At 45.4% G+C, this 19,843-nt stretch carries 20 protein-coding genes; all 20 read left to right on the top strand.

Translation table 11 applies throughout. From position 1 onward, the window contains the following. The first annotated feature begins 97 nt into the window (after positions 1–97). Entirely contained in the window at positions 98–1,012 is a 915-nt protein-coding gene (locus AWH61_RS15910; RefSeq protein WP_039225880.1) for a hypothetical protein, read from the top strand. Next, positions 1,009–1,635, top strand: coding sequence for a PilN domain-containing protein (locus AWH61_RS15905; RefSeq protein ID WP_075177606.1), 627 nt, complete (start codon positions 1,009–1,011; stop codon positions 1,633–1,635). The genes AWH61_RS15910 and AWH61_RS15905 overlap by 4 nt, the downstream gene beginning before the upstream one ends. After that, complete coding sequence (locus AWH61_RS15900; RefSeq protein ID WP_014947894.1) at positions 1,610–2,257, top strand: type II secretion system protein M; 648 nt, start codon at positions 1,610–1,612, stop codon at positions 2,255–2,257. The genes AWH61_RS15905 and AWH61_RS15900 overlap by 26 nt, the downstream gene beginning before the upstream one ends. A gap of 9 nt (positions 2,258–2,266) precedes the next feature. Then, positions 2,267–2,587: an agglutinin biogenesis protein MshK gene (locus tag AWH61_RS15895; protein WP_014947895.1), complete on the top strand. Its 321-nt coding sequence runs from the start codon at positions 2,267–2,269 to the stop codon at positions 2,585–2,587. Beyond that, on the top strand, positions 2,571–4,319 hold the full coding sequence (gene mshL / locus AWH61_RS15890; protein ID WP_014947896.1) for a pilus (MSHA type) biogenesis protein MshL: 1,749 nt from the start codon (positions 2,571–2,573) through the stop codon (positions 4,317–4,319). Before AWH61_RS15895 ends, mshL begins: the two co-directional genes overlap by 17 nt. 2 nt (positions 4,320–4,321) lie before the next feature. Further along, positions 4,322–5,224 (top strand): ExeA family protein, encoded by a 903-nt coding sequence (locus tag AWH61_RS15885; RefSeq protein ID WP_075177605.1) that lies wholly within the window; start codon positions 4,322–4,324, stop codon positions 5,222–5,224. Next, entirely contained in the window at positions 5,221–6,447 is a 1,227-nt protein-coding gene (locus tag AWH61_RS15880; RefSeq protein WP_075177604.1) for a tetratricopeptide repeat protein, read from the top strand. Before AWH61_RS15885 ends, AWH61_RS15880 begins: the two co-directional genes overlap by 4 nt. Further along, the gene (locus AWH61_RS15875; protein WP_039236887.1) at positions 6,447–8,159 is read left to right on the top strand and encodes a GspE/PulE family protein; all 1,713 of its coding nucleotides are present in this window, start codon (positions 6,447–6,449) and stop codon (positions 8,157–8,159) included. Before AWH61_RS15880 ends, AWH61_RS15875 begins: the two co-directional genes overlap by 1 nt. Beyond that, entirely contained in the window at positions 8,159–9,394 is a 1,236-nt protein-coding gene (locus AWH61_RS15870) for a type II secretion system F family protein (protein WP_014975386.1), read from the top strand. Before AWH61_RS15875 ends, AWH61_RS15870 begins: the two co-directional genes overlap by 1 nt. 27 nt (positions 9,395–9,421) lie before the next feature. Then, positions 9,422–9,916, top strand: a complete 495-nt coding sequence (locus tag AWH61_RS15865; RefSeq protein WP_039225871.1) for a hypothetical protein — start codon at positions 9,422–9,424, stop codon at positions 9,914–9,916. Positions 9,917–9,961: 45 nt separating this feature from the next. After that, entirely contained in the window at positions 9,962–10,549 is a 588-nt protein-coding gene (locus AWH61_RS15860) for a prepilin-type N-terminal cleavage/methylation domain-containing protein (RefSeq protein WP_014978004.1), read from the top strand. 22 nt (positions 10,550–10,571) lie between these two features. After that, entirely contained in the window at positions 10,572–11,075 is a 504-nt protein-coding gene (locus AWH61_RS15855) for a prepilin-type N-terminal cleavage/methylation domain-containing protein (RefSeq protein ID WP_075177603.1), read from the top strand. Further along, positions 11,035–11,538, top strand: coding sequence for a type II secretion system protein (locus AWH61_RS15850; protein ID WP_349642593.1), 504 nt, complete (start codon positions 11,035–11,037; stop codon positions 11,536–11,538). The genes AWH61_RS15855 and AWH61_RS15850 overlap by 41 nt, the downstream gene beginning before the upstream one ends. After that, a complete protein-coding gene (locus tag AWH61_RS15845; protein ID WP_075177601.1) occupies positions 11,528–12,082 on the top strand; it encodes a prepilin-type N-terminal cleavage/methylation domain-containing protein in 555 nt (184 codons plus the stop codon). Before AWH61_RS15850 ends, AWH61_RS15845 begins: the two co-directional genes overlap by 11 nt. Continuing rightward, positions 12,082–12,825 (top strand): prepilin-type N-terminal cleavage/methylation domain-containing protein, encoded by a 744-nt coding sequence (locus tag AWH61_RS15840; protein WP_075177600.1) that lies wholly within the window; start codon positions 12,082–12,084, stop codon positions 12,823–12,825. The genes AWH61_RS15845 and AWH61_RS15840 overlap by 1 nt, the downstream gene beginning before the upstream one ends. After that, positions 12,815–13,306 carry a pilus assembly PilX family protein gene (locus AWH61_RS15835; RefSeq protein ID WP_075177599.1) on the top strand — a complete coding sequence of 164 codons (492 nt, stop codon included), beginning with the start codon at positions 12,815–12,817 and terminating at the stop codon, positions 13,304–13,306. Before AWH61_RS15840 ends, AWH61_RS15835 begins: the two co-directional genes overlap by 11 nt. Then, on the top strand, positions 13,306–17,004 hold the full coding sequence (locus AWH61_RS15830; protein ID WP_075177598.1) for an H-type lectin domain-containing protein: 3,699 nt from the start codon (positions 13,306–13,308) through the stop codon (positions 17,002–17,004). Before AWH61_RS15835 ends, AWH61_RS15830 begins: the two co-directional genes overlap by 1 nt. Before the next feature lie 355 nt (positions 17,005–17,359). Continuing rightward, positions 17,360–18,403, top strand: coding sequence for a rod shape-determining protein (locus AWH61_RS15825; protein ID WP_075177597.1), 1,044 nt, complete (start codon positions 17,360–17,362; stop codon positions 18,401–18,403). 37 nt (positions 18,404–18,440) lie between these two features. Continuing rightward, positions 18,441–19,343 carry a rod shape-determining protein MreC gene (gene mreC / locus AWH61_RS15820; protein WP_075177596.1) on the top strand — a complete coding sequence of 301 codons (903 nt, stop codon included), beginning with the start codon at positions 18,441–18,443 and terminating at the stop codon, positions 19,341–19,343. After that, positions 19,336–19,812, top strand: a complete 477-nt coding sequence (mreD, locus tag AWH61_RS15815; protein ID WP_014978011.1) for a rod shape-determining protein MreD — start codon at positions 19,336–19,338, stop codon at positions 19,810–19,812. The genes mreC and mreD overlap by 8 nt, the downstream gene beginning before the upstream one ends. The last annotated feature ends 31 nt before the right edge of the window (positions 19,813–19,843 follow it).

Here is a 19,843-nt window from a genome sequence, read left to right as displayed (position 1 = left end):
TTAGTCTACTTTTGAGTTAATGCCATGTTACTCATTGGCGCCATAAGGTATTGTCGATTATAAGATAATACTCGGCATTAACGAATTAAGTAGATATATGCTTTCACGCTTATTTTCTTCGAAAAGTAACAAAACTAGCGTCACTGTAGGCGTATCGGTCTGTGCTTCTGAGCTACATATTGTGGCTATAGAGCGCAGTGGCGACGCTGTTTCACTTAATTCTGTTTCTTCAATTCCCTATGATCAGCATCAGCCTCTCAAGCAACAGCTATCGGCGGCGTTAAGCCCGTTTGCTAAGTCGACTTGTAATGTTTCTATAGTGCTTTCACAGGATATGTACCACATGGTACAGGTTGATAAGCCAGAAATGGCAGAAGAGGATATTACAACGGCGTTACCGTGGACTCTTGGAGAGCTGGTTCCCTATGACTCCAGTAACATGGTTTTAGACTATGTCGATTACCCGGTTAAAAGTCGAACTGGCGGCCAAAAGATAGATGTATTCGCTGCCGAAAAGTCCCCACTTGCTGCCGTCGCAGCGAGCATGGCAAAAAAGAAAGACAAGCAGCTTACACATATCCACACCAAAGAAGTGTTAGCAACTGAAATGGTGCCAAATGATGACTATGCGCGACTACTCATCATCCAAGAGCCCAACAGTGAACCGTTTTTAATGATAGTGCGCTCTCAGGCTATCTGGTTGGCACGTCGCTTACGTGGATTTGTAAGCAAAGTTAATGAGCAAACAGACCTGTCACAGCTAAGTGATACATTGGGATTAGAAATTCAACGCTCAATGGATTTCTATGAGTCGCAACTTAAGCAGCCGCCTTTAAAAGAAATTCTGTTTAAAACTCAATTTGACTGCGTGCCAGTGATCGAACGGCTGAAGCCGTTCCAGCCCGCTGCCATGAATGTCTTTACTCCACAGCTTAATTTAGCCGATGTAGTTGAACCTGCCTGCCACTTTGCGTTAGCAAGTGCACTTGTTGCAGCGAGAGAGGTGGCATGAAAAGAACGATAAACCTCTATCAGGACTCCCTTAAACCAAAGAAAGAGCGGTTACCATTCTCGAAGGTACTTTGGCTTAATGGCGGGGCAATTGGTGTCATGTTGGTAGTGGTAATTGCGCTCAATATTACGTTGGGGGCGAAGCAGAAAAATTTAAATGAAATAACAAACGCAATTAACCAATTGAATGGCGAAATTAAAACCTTAAGCGCTGCACTCGAGAAGAAACGAGACACCCAGTCGCTTCAGCAACAGCTTGAAAAGGTGAACGCCAAAATCGAAAACCGAAAACGTCTGTTGGCGTATCTCGATAGCGGAGAGTTGTCATTTGACGCAACAAAGTACGGCGAGGTGATGGACGACTTGGCTAATTTCCACAATCAGAACCTATGGCTGACGAGTATTGATATCGATACACAAACCATTCGCCTGTCAGGCCAAACCTTGGCGCCTTCATCTATACCTGTGTGGCTTAAAAAGTTGCAGCAGTCTCCGTTTTTCCAAGGTAAGTCATTTTCTTCAGTGCAGTTTGATGAAGTAGACGGCAAAGAAAACGTGAAACAATTCTTGATATCCACAGATTTTGAAGGAGACGCTGATGAATCAGTACCAGCAGCTCTCTGAGAAATTCTCCGCTCTTGAAAGCAGAGAAAAACAGCTAATTACATGGGTGAGTTTTGGTCTCATTATCTATCTATTCTTCTGGTTCGGTGTTTCGCCTGCACTTGATGACTTGTCTGCAACCGATAAAGCAGTCATCAGAAAGGAGAGCGAGCACAAAGCATTGGTCATTCAAAGAGATGCTATTCAAGAAGCGCTAACCATCGATTATACAAAGCGCACGCAGCTAGAACTCGATAAGGCCAGAAAAGACCTACTATCAATTGATGAGGCACTACTTTCACTTAATGAAGGGTTTGTCGCAGCCGATCGAATGCCCGAGCTGCTTATGACGCTTCTAAACGAAGAAGACAACGTACGTTTAGTGAATTTTAAGGTCGAGCCTACCGAAACAGTACGCTTTGGTGACGGTGAGTCTCAAAGCACACCGTTTTACCGTCATAACATGCGCTTAATTATTGAGGGAAGTTACTTTGACCTGCGTAGCTACCTAGCGCGCCTTCAAGCCGCCCCTGAAAAAGTCGTAGTAACAGATTTTGCTTACAACGTTGAAGCTTATCCAAGTGCCACGTTAGCACTGGGGTTAGCAACGGTAAGCAATAATGAAACCTTTATCTCGCTGTAAGGAGAGAGTGTGAAACGGTTAAGAATTGTGGTCACAGCTTTAGCGATAGCAACATGCTTACCTGCAGTTGCGTCTGTCGACCCGACTAGGCCTGCAATCGCCAGTGCATCAGTGTCTAGCAATGATGAAGCTGTAGCAGGAGAGCTAGCACTTCAATCTATCTTTAAACGCAGTACAGGTTATAGCGCCATCATATCGGGTAAATCTTACCGCGTGGGCGACACACTTAACGAATACACCGTATCAAAAATTAACCCCAAGAACGTGGTTATCACTGACGGACGTCAGCAGAAAATACTAAGAATGTATGCATATGAAATTAAAAAATAGCCTCATTGTTAACACATTGGTTTTGTCTGCAGCGTTAGTTGTGGCAGGTTGCCAATCTTATGGTGTTGGCGAGGAAGTAAAACCTCATATTCGCGATGAACTAGCACGTTCTCAGAATACGACATCAAGTAAACCAACACCGCCCCCTCAGCTGAATCAAGAACTGCTGGCAGAGGTTGCCCGTTATCAAGCGTTACCTGCGCCAACATCACAGAAAATGTTTGCAGTTTCTGCTAACAATGTAGACGTGCGTCCGTTTTTCGATGCGTTAGTTGAAGACACACCCTACAGTGTCGCCGTTCATCCAGCCGTGTCGGGGCAAATTAGCTTAACGCTCAAAGAAGTGGCGTTAGAAGATGTGTTAACCATTATTTCGAGAATGTATCCGTTAGACGTGTTTTTAGAAGGGAAGGTAATTCAGGTTATGCCTTCTCAACTAAAGACGGAATCTATCCCGGTTAACTTTCTTATGATCAAGCGCTTCGGTGTATCTAACGTAAGCGTTATTGCCGGTGGGGTAAGTGAGCAAGACCAAAACAATGGTGGCAACAACGGTGGAATTAACGGCAATAATAACATTAGCGGGAACGCGCTAGGTGGTCAGGGTGGTTTTGGAGGCCAAGGCGGACTTGGCGGCAATAACATCCAACAGCTCAATGGCTCAAACATTCAGACTACCAGTGAAAACGACTTTTGGAGCGATTTAAAAGAGGCACTAAAAGTACTGGTCTCTCCAACAGAAGGCCGCCAGGTTGTGGTTTCACCCCAAGCAGGCTTAGTGACCGTTCGAGCATTGCCCAGTGAAATCGCAGTGGTGAAAGACTTTTTAAACCAAAGCCAAGAGAGTTTACAGCGACAGGTGGTATTAGAGGCGCGCATTATTGAAGTCACGCTAAACGACGGCTATCAGCAAGGCGTGCGCTGGGATCGCATTGCAAGCGGCTTGACGGGCAGTGTGAACTTTGGCTTCAGTGGCGGAGCTATAGCGTCAAACTTTGCTGCAAATACCGCTGCAGGTATAGATCCAGCCATTAATGCAGTTAATGGCATAGGGAACTCAATCTCTACAGATATTGGCGGCGTTTCTACTTTGAGAATTTCCCGAGGTGACTTTGACGGCGTTATCAATATGCTGCAAACCCAAGGTGATGTTCAGATGTTGAGTAACCCTAGAGTGACCGTCACTAATAACCAGAAAGCAGTGATTAAAGTGGGTCAGGACGAATACTTTGTCACCGATGTGTCGACCAGTGAAGATCAAAGCGCGACTCAAACCGAAAACGAAAATGACATCGAACTTACCCCGTTTTTTTCAGGTATTGCCTTAGATGTTACCCCTCAAATTGATAGAAGCGGCTCGGTTATATTGCACGTTCACCCATCAGTAACGGAGACGGCAGAGCAGACTAAAGTCATTCAGGTGGGCGATCAGCAAATCTTGCTGCCACTTGCACAAAGTAATATCCGAGAGTCAGATACGGTAATTCGTGCCCGCGATGGAGAAATTGTCGTGATTGGCGGTTTGATGGAAACCGTTACCAGTGAGCAAGAATCAAAAACGCCTTTGTTGGGCGACATTCCATTCATTGGTAACGCGTTTAAAAACAAAGCCAAAACGCAGAGTAAGCGCGAGCTGGTGATCTTGATACGCCCATCAGTTGTGCAACCGGACACGTGGGAAAAACAACGTCTTCGCACTCAGTCATTACTTGATCAGTGGTATAGAAACTAATTATGTATCAGGGCTTTTTTCACTTCACAGATATGCCGTTTTCGCTTACCCCGAATACGGATTTCTTTTGTGCGCTTGCGCCACACAATGAAGCGTTGAAAGTCATTTTATCAGCATTGAGTATGTCTGAAGGCTTTATAAAAGTAACCGGTGAAGTTGGTACAGGTAAGACTTTGTTATGCCGTAAATTAATTAATCATCTGTCTGATAAATTTGTAGCCTGCTATTTACCCAATCCATACCTTTCGCCTGATGAACTACGCCAAGCATTTGCGAGAGAATTAGGTATTGTTACGGAGGGAAATAGTGATAATCAAGGCTTGCATAATGCAATAGAGACAAAGCTATTAGCACTTAAAAAAGAGGGGCGACAAGCGGTATTAATCATTGACGAAGCGCAGTCGCTGAGTTGGGACGCTCTTGAGATGCTGCGTCTTTTTAGCAATTTGGAAACGGAAAAAAGTAAGCTGCTTCAAATTGTCTTGTTTGGACAGCCTGAACTTGATGACAACCTGGCAAACCCTAAAGTAAGACAAATACGCCAGCGGATAAGTTTTTCCTACACTTTACGCACAATGACGTCAGCCGAAGTCGATTACTACATTGGTCACCGGTTGACGACAGCAGGTGGTGACGAGCAGTTGATATCTAGAGGACTGCGCGCATTTATAGCGTTGGTTACTAAGGGCACGCCTCGCTTGGTTAACATAGTTTGTCATAAGATTCTTTTGCGCGCATATGGTCAGGGCAAGGCGTCGGCGACCTGGTCACATACCCTAAGCGCCGTTTTCGATACACATGACTGTAAACGCAGACTTGTCCCAAGGCAGAGTCTTGTTATTTTGTCTCTTGCTGTGGTGGCAGTTGCAAGTGTACTACATGTATACGGCGCAAGTGGCATATGAGTATTTTGAATGACACCTTAAAGTCACTGGATGAACGCGATAAAAGTGAAGACTTTGGTTTGCCGCCAACCGTTGAAGTCAGTCAACGTCCAGTTTGGCCAAAAGCGCTCATGATCATCGCCGTTTTGGTGTTTGTAGTATGGTTAGTAATTACACTTTTATCTGGTACTTCCCATCGCGAAAAAAGTGAAGATGGATTAAGCACAACGGCCGTTTCAAGTGCCCCGAGCGTTAACAACCCGCCTGCTGAAAGTACAATATCAGAGCGCGTTGCCGATAGCACATCAGATATAAATGCGCCGTCACAAGGAATGCAATCAACCCCGTTATCTGAAAGTGATATGGCGCTACAAAACCGTGCGTCAGATGTGGCTGAGCTGGTTTTCAATACCATTGATGAGTCATTAGAAGATGATGAAGCTCAATACAGAAAAAGGGTTACAACTACGGCATCAGCAACCAGCACAGCTGATGAAGCGAAGGCGTCAAACGTCAATAACAGCGCAAACGCCAGTAGCCCTCAATCAGAACTGTCTGCGGTTAGCAAAATACAACCCTCAAGCTCGAAGGCCGCAGAGCCTAAACCCACAAATATCATAACCAGAGAGCCTGTAGTTGAGGTAGCACCTAAGTCACCTGAACAACAAAGTGCTGTGCATTTAGAAGCAGGACTTAAAGCGTATAACTTTGGCATTTTTGATGAAGCTCAAAAAAGCTTCACGCTAGCACTGGCAACCTTTCCGCAAAATGACGAGGCGCGCAAGCAGCTGGCTGCACTTTATTTTGGACAAAACAATAATTTACAGGCACTGCAGGTACTTTCAGAGGGCATTGTGATCTCGCCTAGCGAATTAATTTGGCGAGAGCTAATGGCCAAAATTCTGGTGCAGGAAAGCCGCTTCGAAGAAGTATTGAATTTGATGCCTGATAGCTTGGATGCTAAAGCCTTAGCCGAAGGCCGTGCCGACTATCTAATTTTAAAGGGCACCTCTGCTCAAACCATAAATATGTCAGAGCAAGCGATATCAGCATTCAGCGCTATGACATCGCTACAGCCTAATAATGCGAAATGGTGGTTGGCACTAGGGGTGAATTATGACGCATTGGCAGATGAGCGCCTGGCGATATCATCTTATTCCAGGGCACTCGCCATTGGCGGGCTTTCCTCTGCATCTGCACAATATGCAAACTCGCGTCTAACTGATTTACAGGAGCAGCCTTAATGCGACCTCGATTAAAGATGCGCCTTGGCGACTTACTCGTTCACGAAAACATTATCTCCAGTGAGCAGCTTGACAATGCGCTTGCGGCGCAGCGAACGTCAGGGCGCAAACTGGGGGATACACTTATCGATTTGGGCTTTATCGGCGAACCCCAGCTTCTTCGCTTCTTGGCACAGCAGCTAAATATTCCTTTCTTGGATATAACACAGCGCCGTATAGATCCAGAGCAAGCTCAGCTTATCCCAGAGACTTACGCGCGTCGCTACCGTGCCTTGGTGTTAGAGGCGGACGACGATGAAGTGCTGCTGGGCATGAGCGACCCAACGGACTTGGGAGGCTTAGACCAGCTGGGCCCGTTAGTCGCTCCTCGAACCATTGAGCTGGCTATCGTACAAGAGAACCAAATGCTAGAGGCATTTGATTCTGTTTACCGCCGTACCCAGGACATTGCGTCGTTTGCTGAAAAACTAGGTGAAGAGTATGCAGACGAGGCTGATTTTGAGTTGTCAGCCCTTGATGACACCACCTCGGATGCTACGGTTGTTAAGCTGCTTCACTCCATATTTGAAGATGCCGTTCAAGTTAGGGCATCAGATATTCACATCGAGCCCGATGAAAAAATCCTGCGCATTCGTCAACGTGTCGACGGCGTTTTGCAAGAAAACACGCTCAACCAAGTGAAAATAGCGTCGGCGCTGGTACTACGACTCAAACTCATGTCTGGCTTGGATATATCTGAAAAGCGTATTCCACAAGACGGGCGATTTAATATTAAAGTAAAAGGACACACCTTAGATGTGCGTGTGTCGACCATGCCAGTGGCCAACGGAGAAGCGGTAGTTATGCGTTTATTAGACCAGTCTGCTGGCCTACTAACGCTAGACCAAACCGGTATGCCCGATGCTATGGCAGAGAAGTTTAGAGCTGCCATTAATCGTCCCCACGGTATGATCCTGGTAACGGGGCCTACGGGTTCCGGTAAAACTACGACTCTGTATGGGGCACTTAGCGAACTTAATAAGCCTGACCTTAAAATCATAACGGCTGAAGACCCCATTGAATACCGTCTACCGCGAATCAACCAAGTTCAGGTTAATGCCAAAATTGGGCTGGACTTTGCCGCCATTCTTCGCACTACGTTACGTCAAGACCCCGACATTATCATGGTGGGGGAAATGCGTGACCAAGAAACCGTAGAGATTGGTCTTCGAGGCGCATTAACCGGCCACTTGGTATTAAGTACGCTTCACACCAACGACTCAGTAACCAGCGCTATTCGCCTTATCGATATGGGCGCGGCGCCGTATTTGGTTGCTACTTCATTACGAGGAGTGCTTGCACAGCGTCTGGTTCGTAGGGTGTGTGAAAACTGTAAAGAAGAAAAGCCTGCAACCGCCCAAGAACAAGCGTGGGTTGGCTTCTTGAAACCTGAATTAGCCACTGCCACCTTCTACAAAGGGCGCGGGTGCAACAGCTGTAATCACACAGGATACAAAGGCCGGATAGGCGTTTTTGAATTTCTGGAAATGAACGAGGACATGATGGAGGCCTTGCGTGAAGACGATACGCAGGGCTTCGTAGATGCGACTAAGGCGAACAAAGACTTTGTTCCTTTATCTCACATGGCACTGGACTACGCAGCTCAGGGCAAAACTTCTTTAGATGAAGTGTTCAAAGTCGCTGAATTTGTTCCTGAAGTGGTGAATCACTAATGCCACAGTTCAAGTACGCAGGTAAGTCAACGCAAGGCGGGCCTCAAAAAGGGGTTATTGAAGCCGCGTCAGCGCAAGCCGCAGCACAAGCCTTGCTGTCACAAAACATTGTGCCTCTTACCATTGTTGAATCAAAAAAACGCAGTGCAGAAAATGAAGGAGACGGCTTCGATATCACGCGTTTATTTCAACAAAAGGTGGGACTGGATGAAATGATCATTTTCTCCCGCCAAATGTACTCATTGCTGAAGGCCGGTATTCCCATTATTCGCGCCATTAAAGGCCTAAGCGAAAATGCATCGCATAAACGCTTTCAAGAGATTTTGAAAGATATTGCAGACCAGTTAGAGCAGGGACGAAGTCTGTCTTCTTCCATGGCTAAATATGAAAAGGTGTTTACGAGACTTACCATATCCGTGGTGGTGGTAGGTGAAAATACCGGTAAATTAGACGATGTATTCCTACAGCTTGCCCTCTATTTCGAACGCGAGCAAGAAACCCGCAAGCGCATCAAATCAGCGCTGCGCTATCCCACTTTTGTGTTAATTGCGCTAGCAATTGCCATGTTTATTTTGAATCTATTTGTTGTGCCAGTGTTCACTCAAATGTTTGAGCGCTTTGACACCGAGCTTCCAATTATGACCCGCGTGTTAATTGGTACTTCCAATTTCTTTGTGAACTATTGGTGGCTGCTAATTATTGTGATTGTGGGAGGGATTTTCGCTGTTAAACAATACGTTAATTCGACTAATGGACGACTCAAATGGGACAAATTTAAACTAAAGTTGCCTGTCGTGGGCAGCATTATTGAGCGATCATTACTTTCAAGATATAGCCGAAGTTTTTCAATGATCTTACGTGCAGGCGTGCCGTTAACCGCAGGGCTTTCACTTACTGCCGACGCCGTAGACAACGCGCACATGCAAAAGCGCATTAAAGAAATGCGGCAAGGGATCGAAAAAGGCGAAAGTTTGCTTAGAGTTTCGAAAAATAGCGAACTGTTTTCTACACTTGTACTACAGATGATTGCAGTAGGTGAGGAGACGGGACGACTAGAACCATTGTTAGAAGAAAGTGCTGACTATTACGAACGTGAAGTCGACTTCGACTTGAAAAGTTTAACGGCCAAAATCGAACCTATTTTGATTGGTTTTGTTGCGGTAATGGTATTGATCCTGGCGCTTGGCATATTTACGCCAATGTGGAACATGATGTCGGCGGTGAAAGGCGGCTGATAAAGCGCTTTATAACTGGGGAAAAGCGTGGCAAGCACCAAAACGGGGTTACTTAATTTTGTTGTTATAGGCGTTTTGCTTGCTGTTATTGGAACAACATACGTGTTTTACGCGACACCAATTATTGATGAAGCGGAAAAGGTTAACAAAGAGAACGCGGTTGCACAGTTTCAGCGAGTGGTGATGTTAGCCAGGGCACAATGGATAAAGACTAAGCAAGATACTGTGCTTATTTACGAAACTGAGTTTGACGCTGGTGGCAAAGTTAAACAGCACAAAGATGTGGCGGCAGAGCTATACATTAATGAAAAAGGCTGGCCCGAAGGACTTGAAAAAGAACAGGGGAATGCGTGCGAATATATGCTGACACTTGCAACCTTAAGAGAAGGTGAAGCGCTGTCAACAGTGACTGTAAGCGACCAGTATGCAAACGGTTACTTACAATGTGCATTCTTTTGGGAAAAAGAGATTTGGTTTGAATATAACGCTGGTAGCGGCGTTGTCAGGCAAAGAAACAGTTGATTAAACGGCGGCACAATTCGCCTTTATCGTCATCAAGGAGATGTTATGAACACCAAACAACAAGGCTTTACGTTAATCGAGCTGATAATTGTTGTAATCATTTTAGGGTTGCTTGCGGCCACAGCATTACCACGCTTTATTGATGTTACTGATGAAGCTCGTGAAGCAAGTGTTGAAGGTGTTGCTGGTGGTTTTGCCGCAGCGGTAGGTCTTGTAAGAGCGCAGTGGGAAGTTGAAGGCCGTCCGAGCGGAAACAATGGAAATGGGAACGGCACTGTAATCACTTACGATCAAACGCAAGTAGGGGTAGACGGCACCATTGGTTACCCAACGGGAAGCTCTACAGGCAACACACTTATTTCTACCGTTAACGACACTGAATGCAAAAACGTATTTGACCTAATTCTTCAGTCAGCACCAACAAACACAACGTCGACGAACGACACCGTTGTTGCTGACTTCAGATATGCCGTTCGTGAGGACGACTCAGGTGCAAATACACTTTGTGTTTACTACTTAGTTGAATCTATGGGTTTACCTAATAGCTCAGCACCGGCAGACGGAACGCCAGACGGTACAACGTACGACGGTTTCACTTACAACCCAGCCACTGGCCAGGTTACTGTTTTTTAATTAATACCTAGGAAGTTTAATTATGCAAAAAGTATCAACACAACAGGGTTTTACCCTAATCGAGTTAATCATTGTTATTGTACTGCTGGGTATTCTAGCGGTAACCGCAGCACCTAAGTTTTTGAACCTTCAAGATGATGCGCGTGATTCTGTATTACAGGGGATTGCCGGAGCTTTGGAATCTGCTTCGTCAGTGGTCTATGGCAAAGCATTGATCAATGGCCAAGCCAATGCCGAAACAGGTACGGTAGACATTGGTAATAACATCACTGTGGAAACAGTGTACGGTTATCCAGATGCGACACTTGATAATTTGAATGATCTATTAGACTCAGATATTGGCAACGATTATCTAACTAATCCTGTACCGAATTCGGATCCAGCTCAAATCCTAATTTATTATAAAGGTTACACTGGCTACACTACAGCTCCTACTGACGCAGACTCAAATTGTGCTATCACCTACACAGCTCCTTCTGCTATTGGTGAGAGACCCTCTATTAACGTTGAAACTTGCGTCCAGTAATGTGAAGAAAAACGGTTTTACACTAGTAGAACTTATTATAACCATATTGGTTATTGGGGTGCTGGCGGTGACCGCCGCACCTCGCTTTCTTGGTAGCGACATCGAAGAAGCTATCGCCCTTCGCGATCGCACACTTCAAGTTGTTCGTAACATGCAGTTTCGTGCTATGCAAAATGTGCAAGACACTAGCTGTGTGAAAATAACCGCCACAATCATTGCCCCTCCCGCTGGCCACGATTGTACAAACGCCCTTTCTACCGCTTTTGATGCCGATCAGGTAGTCGACGTATCAAGCACCGATTTTACTTTTCAAACGGCCGATGAAAATGGCGATAGCTTTTCTCAAATTCAGTTTGATGGGTTTGGCAGACCGCGAAATATCGCGTGTTCAACGAATTGTAGAATTCAAATAAGTACCTTTGCTATGTGTTTGCAAAGCGAAGGGGCAATTTATGCGTGCTAGGGTTGCGTTGCCTGTACATAGAAAATGCGTGAACGGCTTTACCCTGTTAGAGCTGGTGATTGGTATTGTTGTATTTACGATTAGCCTAACCATTGTGCTGGCGCTTATTGTCCCGCAAGCTGAACAAACCGCAGAGCCATTTCGTCAAGTTAGAGCGGCGAAATTAGGGCAGTCTTTAATGAATGACATTCTTAGTCGTTCTTATGATGAAAATAGTGACAGAAGCCCGCCATTTGTCACCTGTGTCGATAAACCTAATCCGTCTAAAGCCAGCGATAATCTGTGTTCCGATGCTTTGGGTCCGGACGCTGGTGAAACCTCCGAAGAAGCTTATGACGATGTAGATGATTACAACGGTTATTCAATAAGTAATGCTGGCGGAAATTATAATGGCTTTGCATATAGAGTAGATGTTACTTATGACTCTTCAATTGAGTCAGACTTAAACAAAAGAGCACCAAAACAATACAAGCGTATTGATATCGCGGTCACAGCTCCAGACGGCCAAGTTTACAACTTCAGTGCTTATAGAGGGAGCTATTAATGTCCCTACCAAAAGCAAGACGCCAGCGCGGTTTTACACTTATAGAGCTTATTTTAGTGATCACTATTTTAGGTGTGATTAGCGTATCTGTAGCTCAAGTGATTTCTTTAAGTGCACAAATCTATATAACCGGCGCAGAGCGTACCCGCCTTGTTTCAGATGCGCGCTTTATTATTTTGCGGCTCGAAAAAGAACTGCGTAATGTTGTGCCAAACTCTGTGTCATTCGATTCGAGTTTGGGGTGTCTTTCTTACTACCCTATTAAGGAAAGTGGCACCTATGTGGGCGACGCGTTTAATAACCCTATGCACGTAGTCGTGTTCAACAGTCAGTTGAGTAAGGACGATACTCTTGTTATATACCCAACAAACCCGCAGAGCGTGAATGATAACGGGCGAATAATAGATGTTATTGCCGACGCAGCTTCCGATCCCACTAGCGATAATCAATATGACCTCACACTGAGTGCCCCCAATACACAATCTTCACCGGGAAAACGCTTCTTCATTCCTGAAGCGCAAGTAACCGTTTGTAGAACATCTTCCGTTCAAGGTGAACGCTTAATTAGGACGCAAGGTGCTACGTCGGGCGTCCTTGGTACTAATGTGGTTTCGTGGAGTGCGAATGTGGTCACTGCAGGGTTACGGCAAAATGGCTTAATCGAACTGAAAATGACATTACAAAGCAGTGACGATGAACAGATATCGGTTGTACACGAGGTGCATTTCCCTAATGTGCCATAGTAAAACACGCCAACAAAAAAAGTATCGTATAGGCCAACGTCCTGTCGGGTTGTCTGGTTCTCCTGCGCGCCAACAAGGCTCAACCACTATAGTAGCAATTATCATTAGTATCGTACTTTTAGGTCTTGGTATTGCGCTGTCTAATCAAATCTCATCGAATATTCGCCAGCAATCCATTGAATATTATGGCGCTCGTGCTTACTTAGCGGCGCAAAGTGGGATGGAAGTCGCTATTTCTAGGCTAATTAACGGTAATAACCCTGAGTGCTTAGAAATTATAGAGCCAGATGTAAATATCAGTACGGCTTATTTACAGAATTGTTTAGTAGTACTTTCATGTGATATTGAAAAAAACGTCGAAGAGCCTGAAGTTGCCGCTGATGAAATAAGGGTTTATGCGTTAGGGGCCGAAGCGCAGTGTAGTACCGGTCAGCTCGAAACCTCAAAAAGCGTTCTTGTTGAAGTAAGGCAGGAAGAATAATGACATACTGTAATTCTGTTGCTCGACTCTTTTTGATTTGTGCCTTGTTTATACAAGCGTTAGCTGTGCAAGCCGTCCCTCAAATCGAAGGCAGGTTCATCGAGCTTCAAAACACCTACAATAAAGCAGAGTGGACAACCATTAGCTTTTCACAGGTATACGACGAGCCGCCAGCAGTGTTTATGCTCTCTACCAATCAAGGTAGCAACCCAGCGATTGTCAAAATTCGCAATGTTACTCGCACAGGTTTTGAAGCTTTGCCCCTTGAGCCTTCTGGAGAAGATGGTCCGCATATCACAATGGGAGCACATTACTTAGCGATTGCGTATGGCGTTCATGAATTTCCTGACGGTGATATTGTTGAAGTCGGTAAGATGGAGCTCGGAGGGGGGACTATTCAGGCATCGACAAGCTCTCCTTGGTATGAACCTAACGGCCCCTTGAAGGTGGGCGAAGAAAATGCGAGATATGCTCGCGTTTCACTTGAAACTGATTTTGGTGAACAGCCTGTTTTCTTTCACTCTATTCAAACGTTAAATAACCAAGTTGACGTTAATGGAAAGAAGCCACCCAACGAACATTTGTTACCGTTTCTAACTATTGCAGCAAAGTATGAAGCACCATCTTATTTTATGGCGTTGGAAGCGTCTGAAACAGATTATGCGCCAGTTACACGCAATGAAACGGTAGCTTACATGGCGACAACAGAAGGGTTCAATCGTAGATTTTTCGATGACAATGGTATTGAAGTGGTTTGGGAAGCCGATTTTGCCGACGTACGCATACAGGGGTGGGACGATGGTTGCTTTCGAAATGACTTTAAAAATAACTATGCGCAAACTCCTTTGGTTGCAGCCAGTAAAATAAGTAGAAACGGCGGCGACGGCGGTTGGCTTCGCAGCTGCGGCGTAAACAAAAATAGGCTTGGACTGCGTGTAGATGAGGATAGAAGCTTAGACTCTGAGCGCAACCACACTGAAGAAGACGCTAGCATTCTGGCTATGACTTCAGAGTTTGTGTTTAGTGGTGAAGTTCCTAGTTGTGATGACGCCTTTCCTGGCGCGGTTGCCGCTTTTAGTGGTTCCGCAATTTCACTCGCAGCTGGTAGCCGAATGATTGATGAAAATGCAGGTGTGTTGTCAGCACAGCAGTTTATCACCGATGCTACAAGTGGATCAGCAGACTACCCAAAATGCGGACAGAACCCTGTCGACTGTACCGTGAACAACACAGATGCGCTTACCGACTCACAAGCGAGAGCGATACCAACAATTACCATTGACGATAGCGGCCCAGAGATAGCAGAAGGGGATTTAGCGGGGGATTATTATTTTAACCGTCAACTGGTAACCATGGCGGCGGGTAACTACAACGTAATTGCACCCACGCGAATTTATGTTTCTGACCCGGGGGACAATATAGGTGGCGTTGCTACAAAGTTCACCATGGTGAACGCAAATATCACTGTCGCTGAAGGGGCTTATCTCGCTATTTATGTCGATGGAGATGTGGTCATCGATGGCTCAAACCCCAACGCATTGGTTTTAGCAAAAGGTGAAATAACCTTTGCCAATGTGTCTGAAGGCACATTGAGAGGCCGCTTTACCGCAGGAGGTGGCGTCGGCTCACCTGCTACTCTGAGGGTGACTGCTAATGAAGTGCCAAACAATATTCCTGGCATCTGCGGTCGGGAAGTCATTGAAGTACTGAATCACTATCGTTTTGAACTGGCTGATAACAAGGGTAGCAGCTGCGCCGCGAAAGAAGTTACCCTAAAAGCCTGTGCAGACGTCAACTGTGATTTACTCTACTCCCAGCCATCAACAGTTAACTTAGTGCCCGTTAATAGCGGTAACTATCGATGGTCGCCTGACGACAGCGTAACGTTTATCGGGCAGACCTCGCTAACACTCGATAGCCTAAGAGGCGCAGATCCTGAACTTGCTACTTCGGGAGAAAATCCATCTTCTCAATTGCGTTGCTTTATCGGTGGTAAAGAAGTGAATTTAGGTAGCTGTAAAATAAAGTATGAATCCGACGGGCTGGTGTTTAAGAATATCACTGATGATTCAGAAACCATCGTTACTCAGCTTTCTGGTAAGCCTTCAGACACTGGCTTTAACAGCAAGACCTATGCTATCGAAGCATGTGGGAATTCTGACACGCTAAAAAATCAAATTGTCGATGTTGAATTAAATTATAACTGTTCTAGTTCGAGTAATTGTTCTAACACCCTATTACTTATCAATAACGGTAATGAACATCTACTGGGGCTAACCCCACGCACCTTTCCTATTCAATTTGATGCTGACTCGCGAGCTGCCTTTACAATTCAATACCCAGATGCGGGAGAGTTGTCGTTGTCAGCAGACATAACAAATCGAAGCGGTATTGCAGGTTCTTCTAATACTTTTAAAGTGCGTCCGTTCGGCTTTGCTATGAATATCTTAAATGATAGCGGCACGAGCTCCAATCTTAACGGTTACGCGAATAGTGCGAATGGTTCGCTGCTCAAACTGACAGGGGAAGACTTTGTCTTAGGCTTGCGAACAGTACAGTGGGTCGATGGTGAAGACAGTAACGACGATGGAATACCAGATAACTTTGCAGCACTGGAAAACAATAATACCGCGGAGCATTTTTCAGGTAGCGCGTTGTTAACACCCTTAAATATACTTCCTAGTGGCGGCGCAACGGGTACATTGAGCGTGCCCAGTGTTTTATTTAGCGACGAAGGTAAAGTTAACGTTGGTATTAATTACGATGAGGTAGGTACAATTTCCATTGCGGCACAGAGTACTTATTTGTCAGATACCACCGTGCAAGGGCTGGTGCAAAACGTTGGGCGTTTCGCACCTTCTAATTTTGCCTTGAGCGGAAGTGTTGAAGCAGCGTGTAACGTCAATGGCGCATTTAATTACTTTGATCAACCCATTAGCGAAGTGAGCTTCTCGCTAACCGCACTTAACCAAAATGGCAGCCGCACCACAAACTACTACGATGGTTTTGATAAGCTAACCAGTCTCGGTTTGCAGGTTGAGCATGACGGCAATTTGCTAAACCGTTTGGAAAATATCAACTCGATAGGCTGGCCTCAAAGCGGAGCGACAGGACAAATTACTTTCTCTGATAATGACATTGCATTTAGCCGCTTAGGTAGCGCAACACTGGACGGGGCATATATCGATGCCTCTGTCGCGCTGGTGGCAGACCAAGCACAAATTGAGGGCGCAAACTTCAATGGACTTTCTTGCTCCGGTCAGTGCGTTGACGATTTTGGTGATTCAATCAGCTTTGCCTACGGTCGCGCAACGTTGATAAATAACTACGGTGCAGCCGACGAAGCGCTTTTGTTACCGCTTCGCACTCAATATTGGGACGGAAATAATTGGCGAATTAATAAGTATGACAGTTGTACCGCTTATGATCACGACAACGTGAATGACGAATCTGGTGAATTGGTTTCTTCGGGGGAAGAGTCGTTAAGTGAAGGAGCCTATAGAAATAGTGACGGAATTCGCCTGTCATCACCAAACGGTGCTGGCAATTATCCTGTTAGTTATACGCCTGATGCTTGGCTATTGTGGGATTGGGATGGAGATGGCGAAGCTGATAACCCTCCAAACGCAACGCTCACGTATGGTGTGTATCGAGGAAACGACAATATTATTTACAAGCGCGAGCAAATCAATAATTAGCAAAGAAGGTTATCCCGCTTGGTCGTAATGCTGGTTGCGTAGCACACCGTAGTGGCGCCAACATAAAGAGATGTAAATTATTAGCAAATTGTTTTTGAACCTTCTAATTTTCACAGGGTCACTATGTGGGTCTAATTTTAAAATTATTTGGAAACGCGTGTGTGGTATCCCTTCTTGGGTAAAGCGCTAAAACTACTAAGCAAAAATGCAGTTATTTCGTCACTTAATTACAGCATTACTTGCCCAAAATAGCCCCCATTGTTAAAGTGTGCGAATAAATATCGACTTCACGTTAAAGCGTCGCCATCTCACCTTTGCAAATACGCGTTAACACAGAAACAGGAATACACTCTTCATGTTTAAAAAGCTTCGAGGCATGTTCTCTAACGATCTGTCCATCGACCTCGGAACAGCTAATACGCTGATTTATGTAAAAGACCAAGGTATTGTTCTAAACGAGCCTTCAGTAGTAGCTATTCGTCAAGAGCGCGCAGCAGGACCAAAAAGTGTTGCAGCAGTAGGTGCAGAAGCTAAGCGAATGCTTGGTCGTACGCCGGGTAATATACGTGCAATTCGTCCGATGAAAGACGGTGTTATTGCCGACTTTTACGTCACTGAAAAAATGCTTCAGCACTTTATTAAACAAGTGCATGACAATAATTTTTTGCGCCCAAGTCCTCGTGTATTAGTGTGTGTTCCTTGTGGTTCAACACAAGTAGAGCGCCGCGCAATTAAAGAATCTGCACTGGGTGCAGGTGCCCGCGAAGTTTATCTTATCGACGAGCCAATGGCGGCTGCTATTGGTGCGGGTTTACCTGTATCAGAAGCAACAGGTTCAATGGTGGTCGATATTGGTGGTGGTACAACAGAAGTTGCCATTATCTCACTTAACGGCGTAGTTTATTCATCATCTGTTCGCATTGGTGGTGACAAGTTTGATGAAGCTATTATCAACTACATTCGTCGTAACTTCGGTTCACTAATTGGTGAAGCAACCGCTGAACGCATCAAGCATGAAATAGGTGCTGCCTACCCGGGTGAAGAAGTGCGCGAAATTGAAGTGCGCGGTCGCAACCTAGCAGAAGGCGTACCTCGCGGGTTCACGCTAAACTCAAACAAAATTCTTGAAGCGCTTCAAGAGCCACTAACCGGCATTGTTTCAGCAGTTATGGTGGCGCTAGAACAGTCTCCGCCAGAGCTTGCTTCAGACATTTCTGAGCGCGGTATGGTACTTACCGGTGGTGGCGCGTTACTTAAAGACTTAGATAGATTGCTAATGGAAGAAACGGGCATTCCAGTTGTTATTGCTGATGATCCGCTTACTTGTGTAGCACGCGGCGGTGGTAAGGCATTCGATATGATTGACCTTCACGGTGGCGACCTGTTTAGCTACGAATAAACAGGAAAGGCAACCGTAAGGTTGCCTTATTTGTATCATGGATACTATTTTTACCCGCGGCCCTTCGTTAAATAACAGGCTTACACTGGCGCTTGTGCTGTCGGTGATTCTGATATTTGTCGACCATAAGCTAGACGGTTTCAAATCAACGCGGGTTTATCTCAACTCATTAATGAGCCCACTTCAGTATTTAGCAAACCTTCCCGGTTTAATGCTAAATGAAAGTGCCCAGCGTCTTACCTCTCAAGAGCAATTGCTGGCCGAAAACCAGAAACTTAATAATCAGCTGTTGTTAATGAGCGAAAAGCTCCAGCAGTTCGATGTAATTGCAAAAGAAAATGCACAATTAAGAGAGTTACTGCAGGCACCTATTCGGGTTTCTTCTCGAAAAATGGTTGCTGAGTTAATGGCGGTGGATAAAAACCCGTATAGCCAGCAGGTGGTTATCAACAAGGGTGCGATAGACGGCGTATATCTGTCTCAGCCAGTTATCGATGATAAGGGCATAGTGGGTCAGGTAATGGAAGTTGGGTCTACAAACAGCCGTGTATTGCTGATTGCCGATGTTACCCACGCTATTCCTGTGCGATCTCTTCGAAACGATATTCGCTTTATCGCAACCGGAAGCGGCGCACTAAACGAGCTGTATCTAGAGCATGTTCCTCATAGTGTCGATATTCAAGAAGGTGACACATTAATTTCGTCTGGCTTAGGAAAGGTCTTTCCAGAAGGTTACCCTGTGGCAAGAGTGTCACAAGTCGTCCGAGATGAAAGCCGCCCTTTTGCTCGTGTTATTGTCACACCTTTAGCAAACCTAGACAGGCTTCGACACCTATTGCTGTTATGGCACACACCTGAGTCAGAAAATGAGTCTGATGCTAACTCAACTGACGACACTGATAAGCCAGCTGTAAACGAGGAAGAATCTTTAGATGCGTAAACGTAACCTCGTTATATGGATTAGTCTGTTAGTTGCTCTGGTACTGCAAATTGTTCCACTGCCCACTCAAGTAGATGTGTACCGGCCTGACTGGGTGCTGGTTGTATTAGCATATTGGAGCATGGCGTTGCCCCACAGAGTAAATGTGGGTGTAGCCTTCTTAACGGGCGTAGCCATGGATGTATTGGTAGGCACGACCTTAGGTATTCATAGCCTTGGGTTGAGTATTTGCGTATACGTATTAGCGGCTAACTACCAACGGTTGCGTAATTATTCTGTATGGCAGCAAGCCATTATTATTGGCCTACTATCGGCGCTATATCACTTACTTACATTTTGGGTGCAGCATCTACTGACTGATATTTATTTCCAAGTCGATTACCTGTGGCCAGTGATAACGTCAATGGTGTTGTGGCCGTGGGTATTTTGGCTGCTTCGACGCACGCGCAGACAGTTTTCAATTTCGTAACCCGAACACGTTCTCGATTAAACCAAAGGTA

This window comes from Alteromonas sp. W12, assembly GCF_001924945.1.
In the GTDB taxonomy this organism is placed as follows: Bacteria; Pseudomonadota; Gammaproteobacteria; order Enterobacterales; family Alteromonadaceae; genus Alteromonas; species Alteromonas macleodii.
The sequence above is the reverse complement of the archived record's forward strand: the minus strand, read 5'-3'. Positions and strand labels throughout refer to the sequence as shown.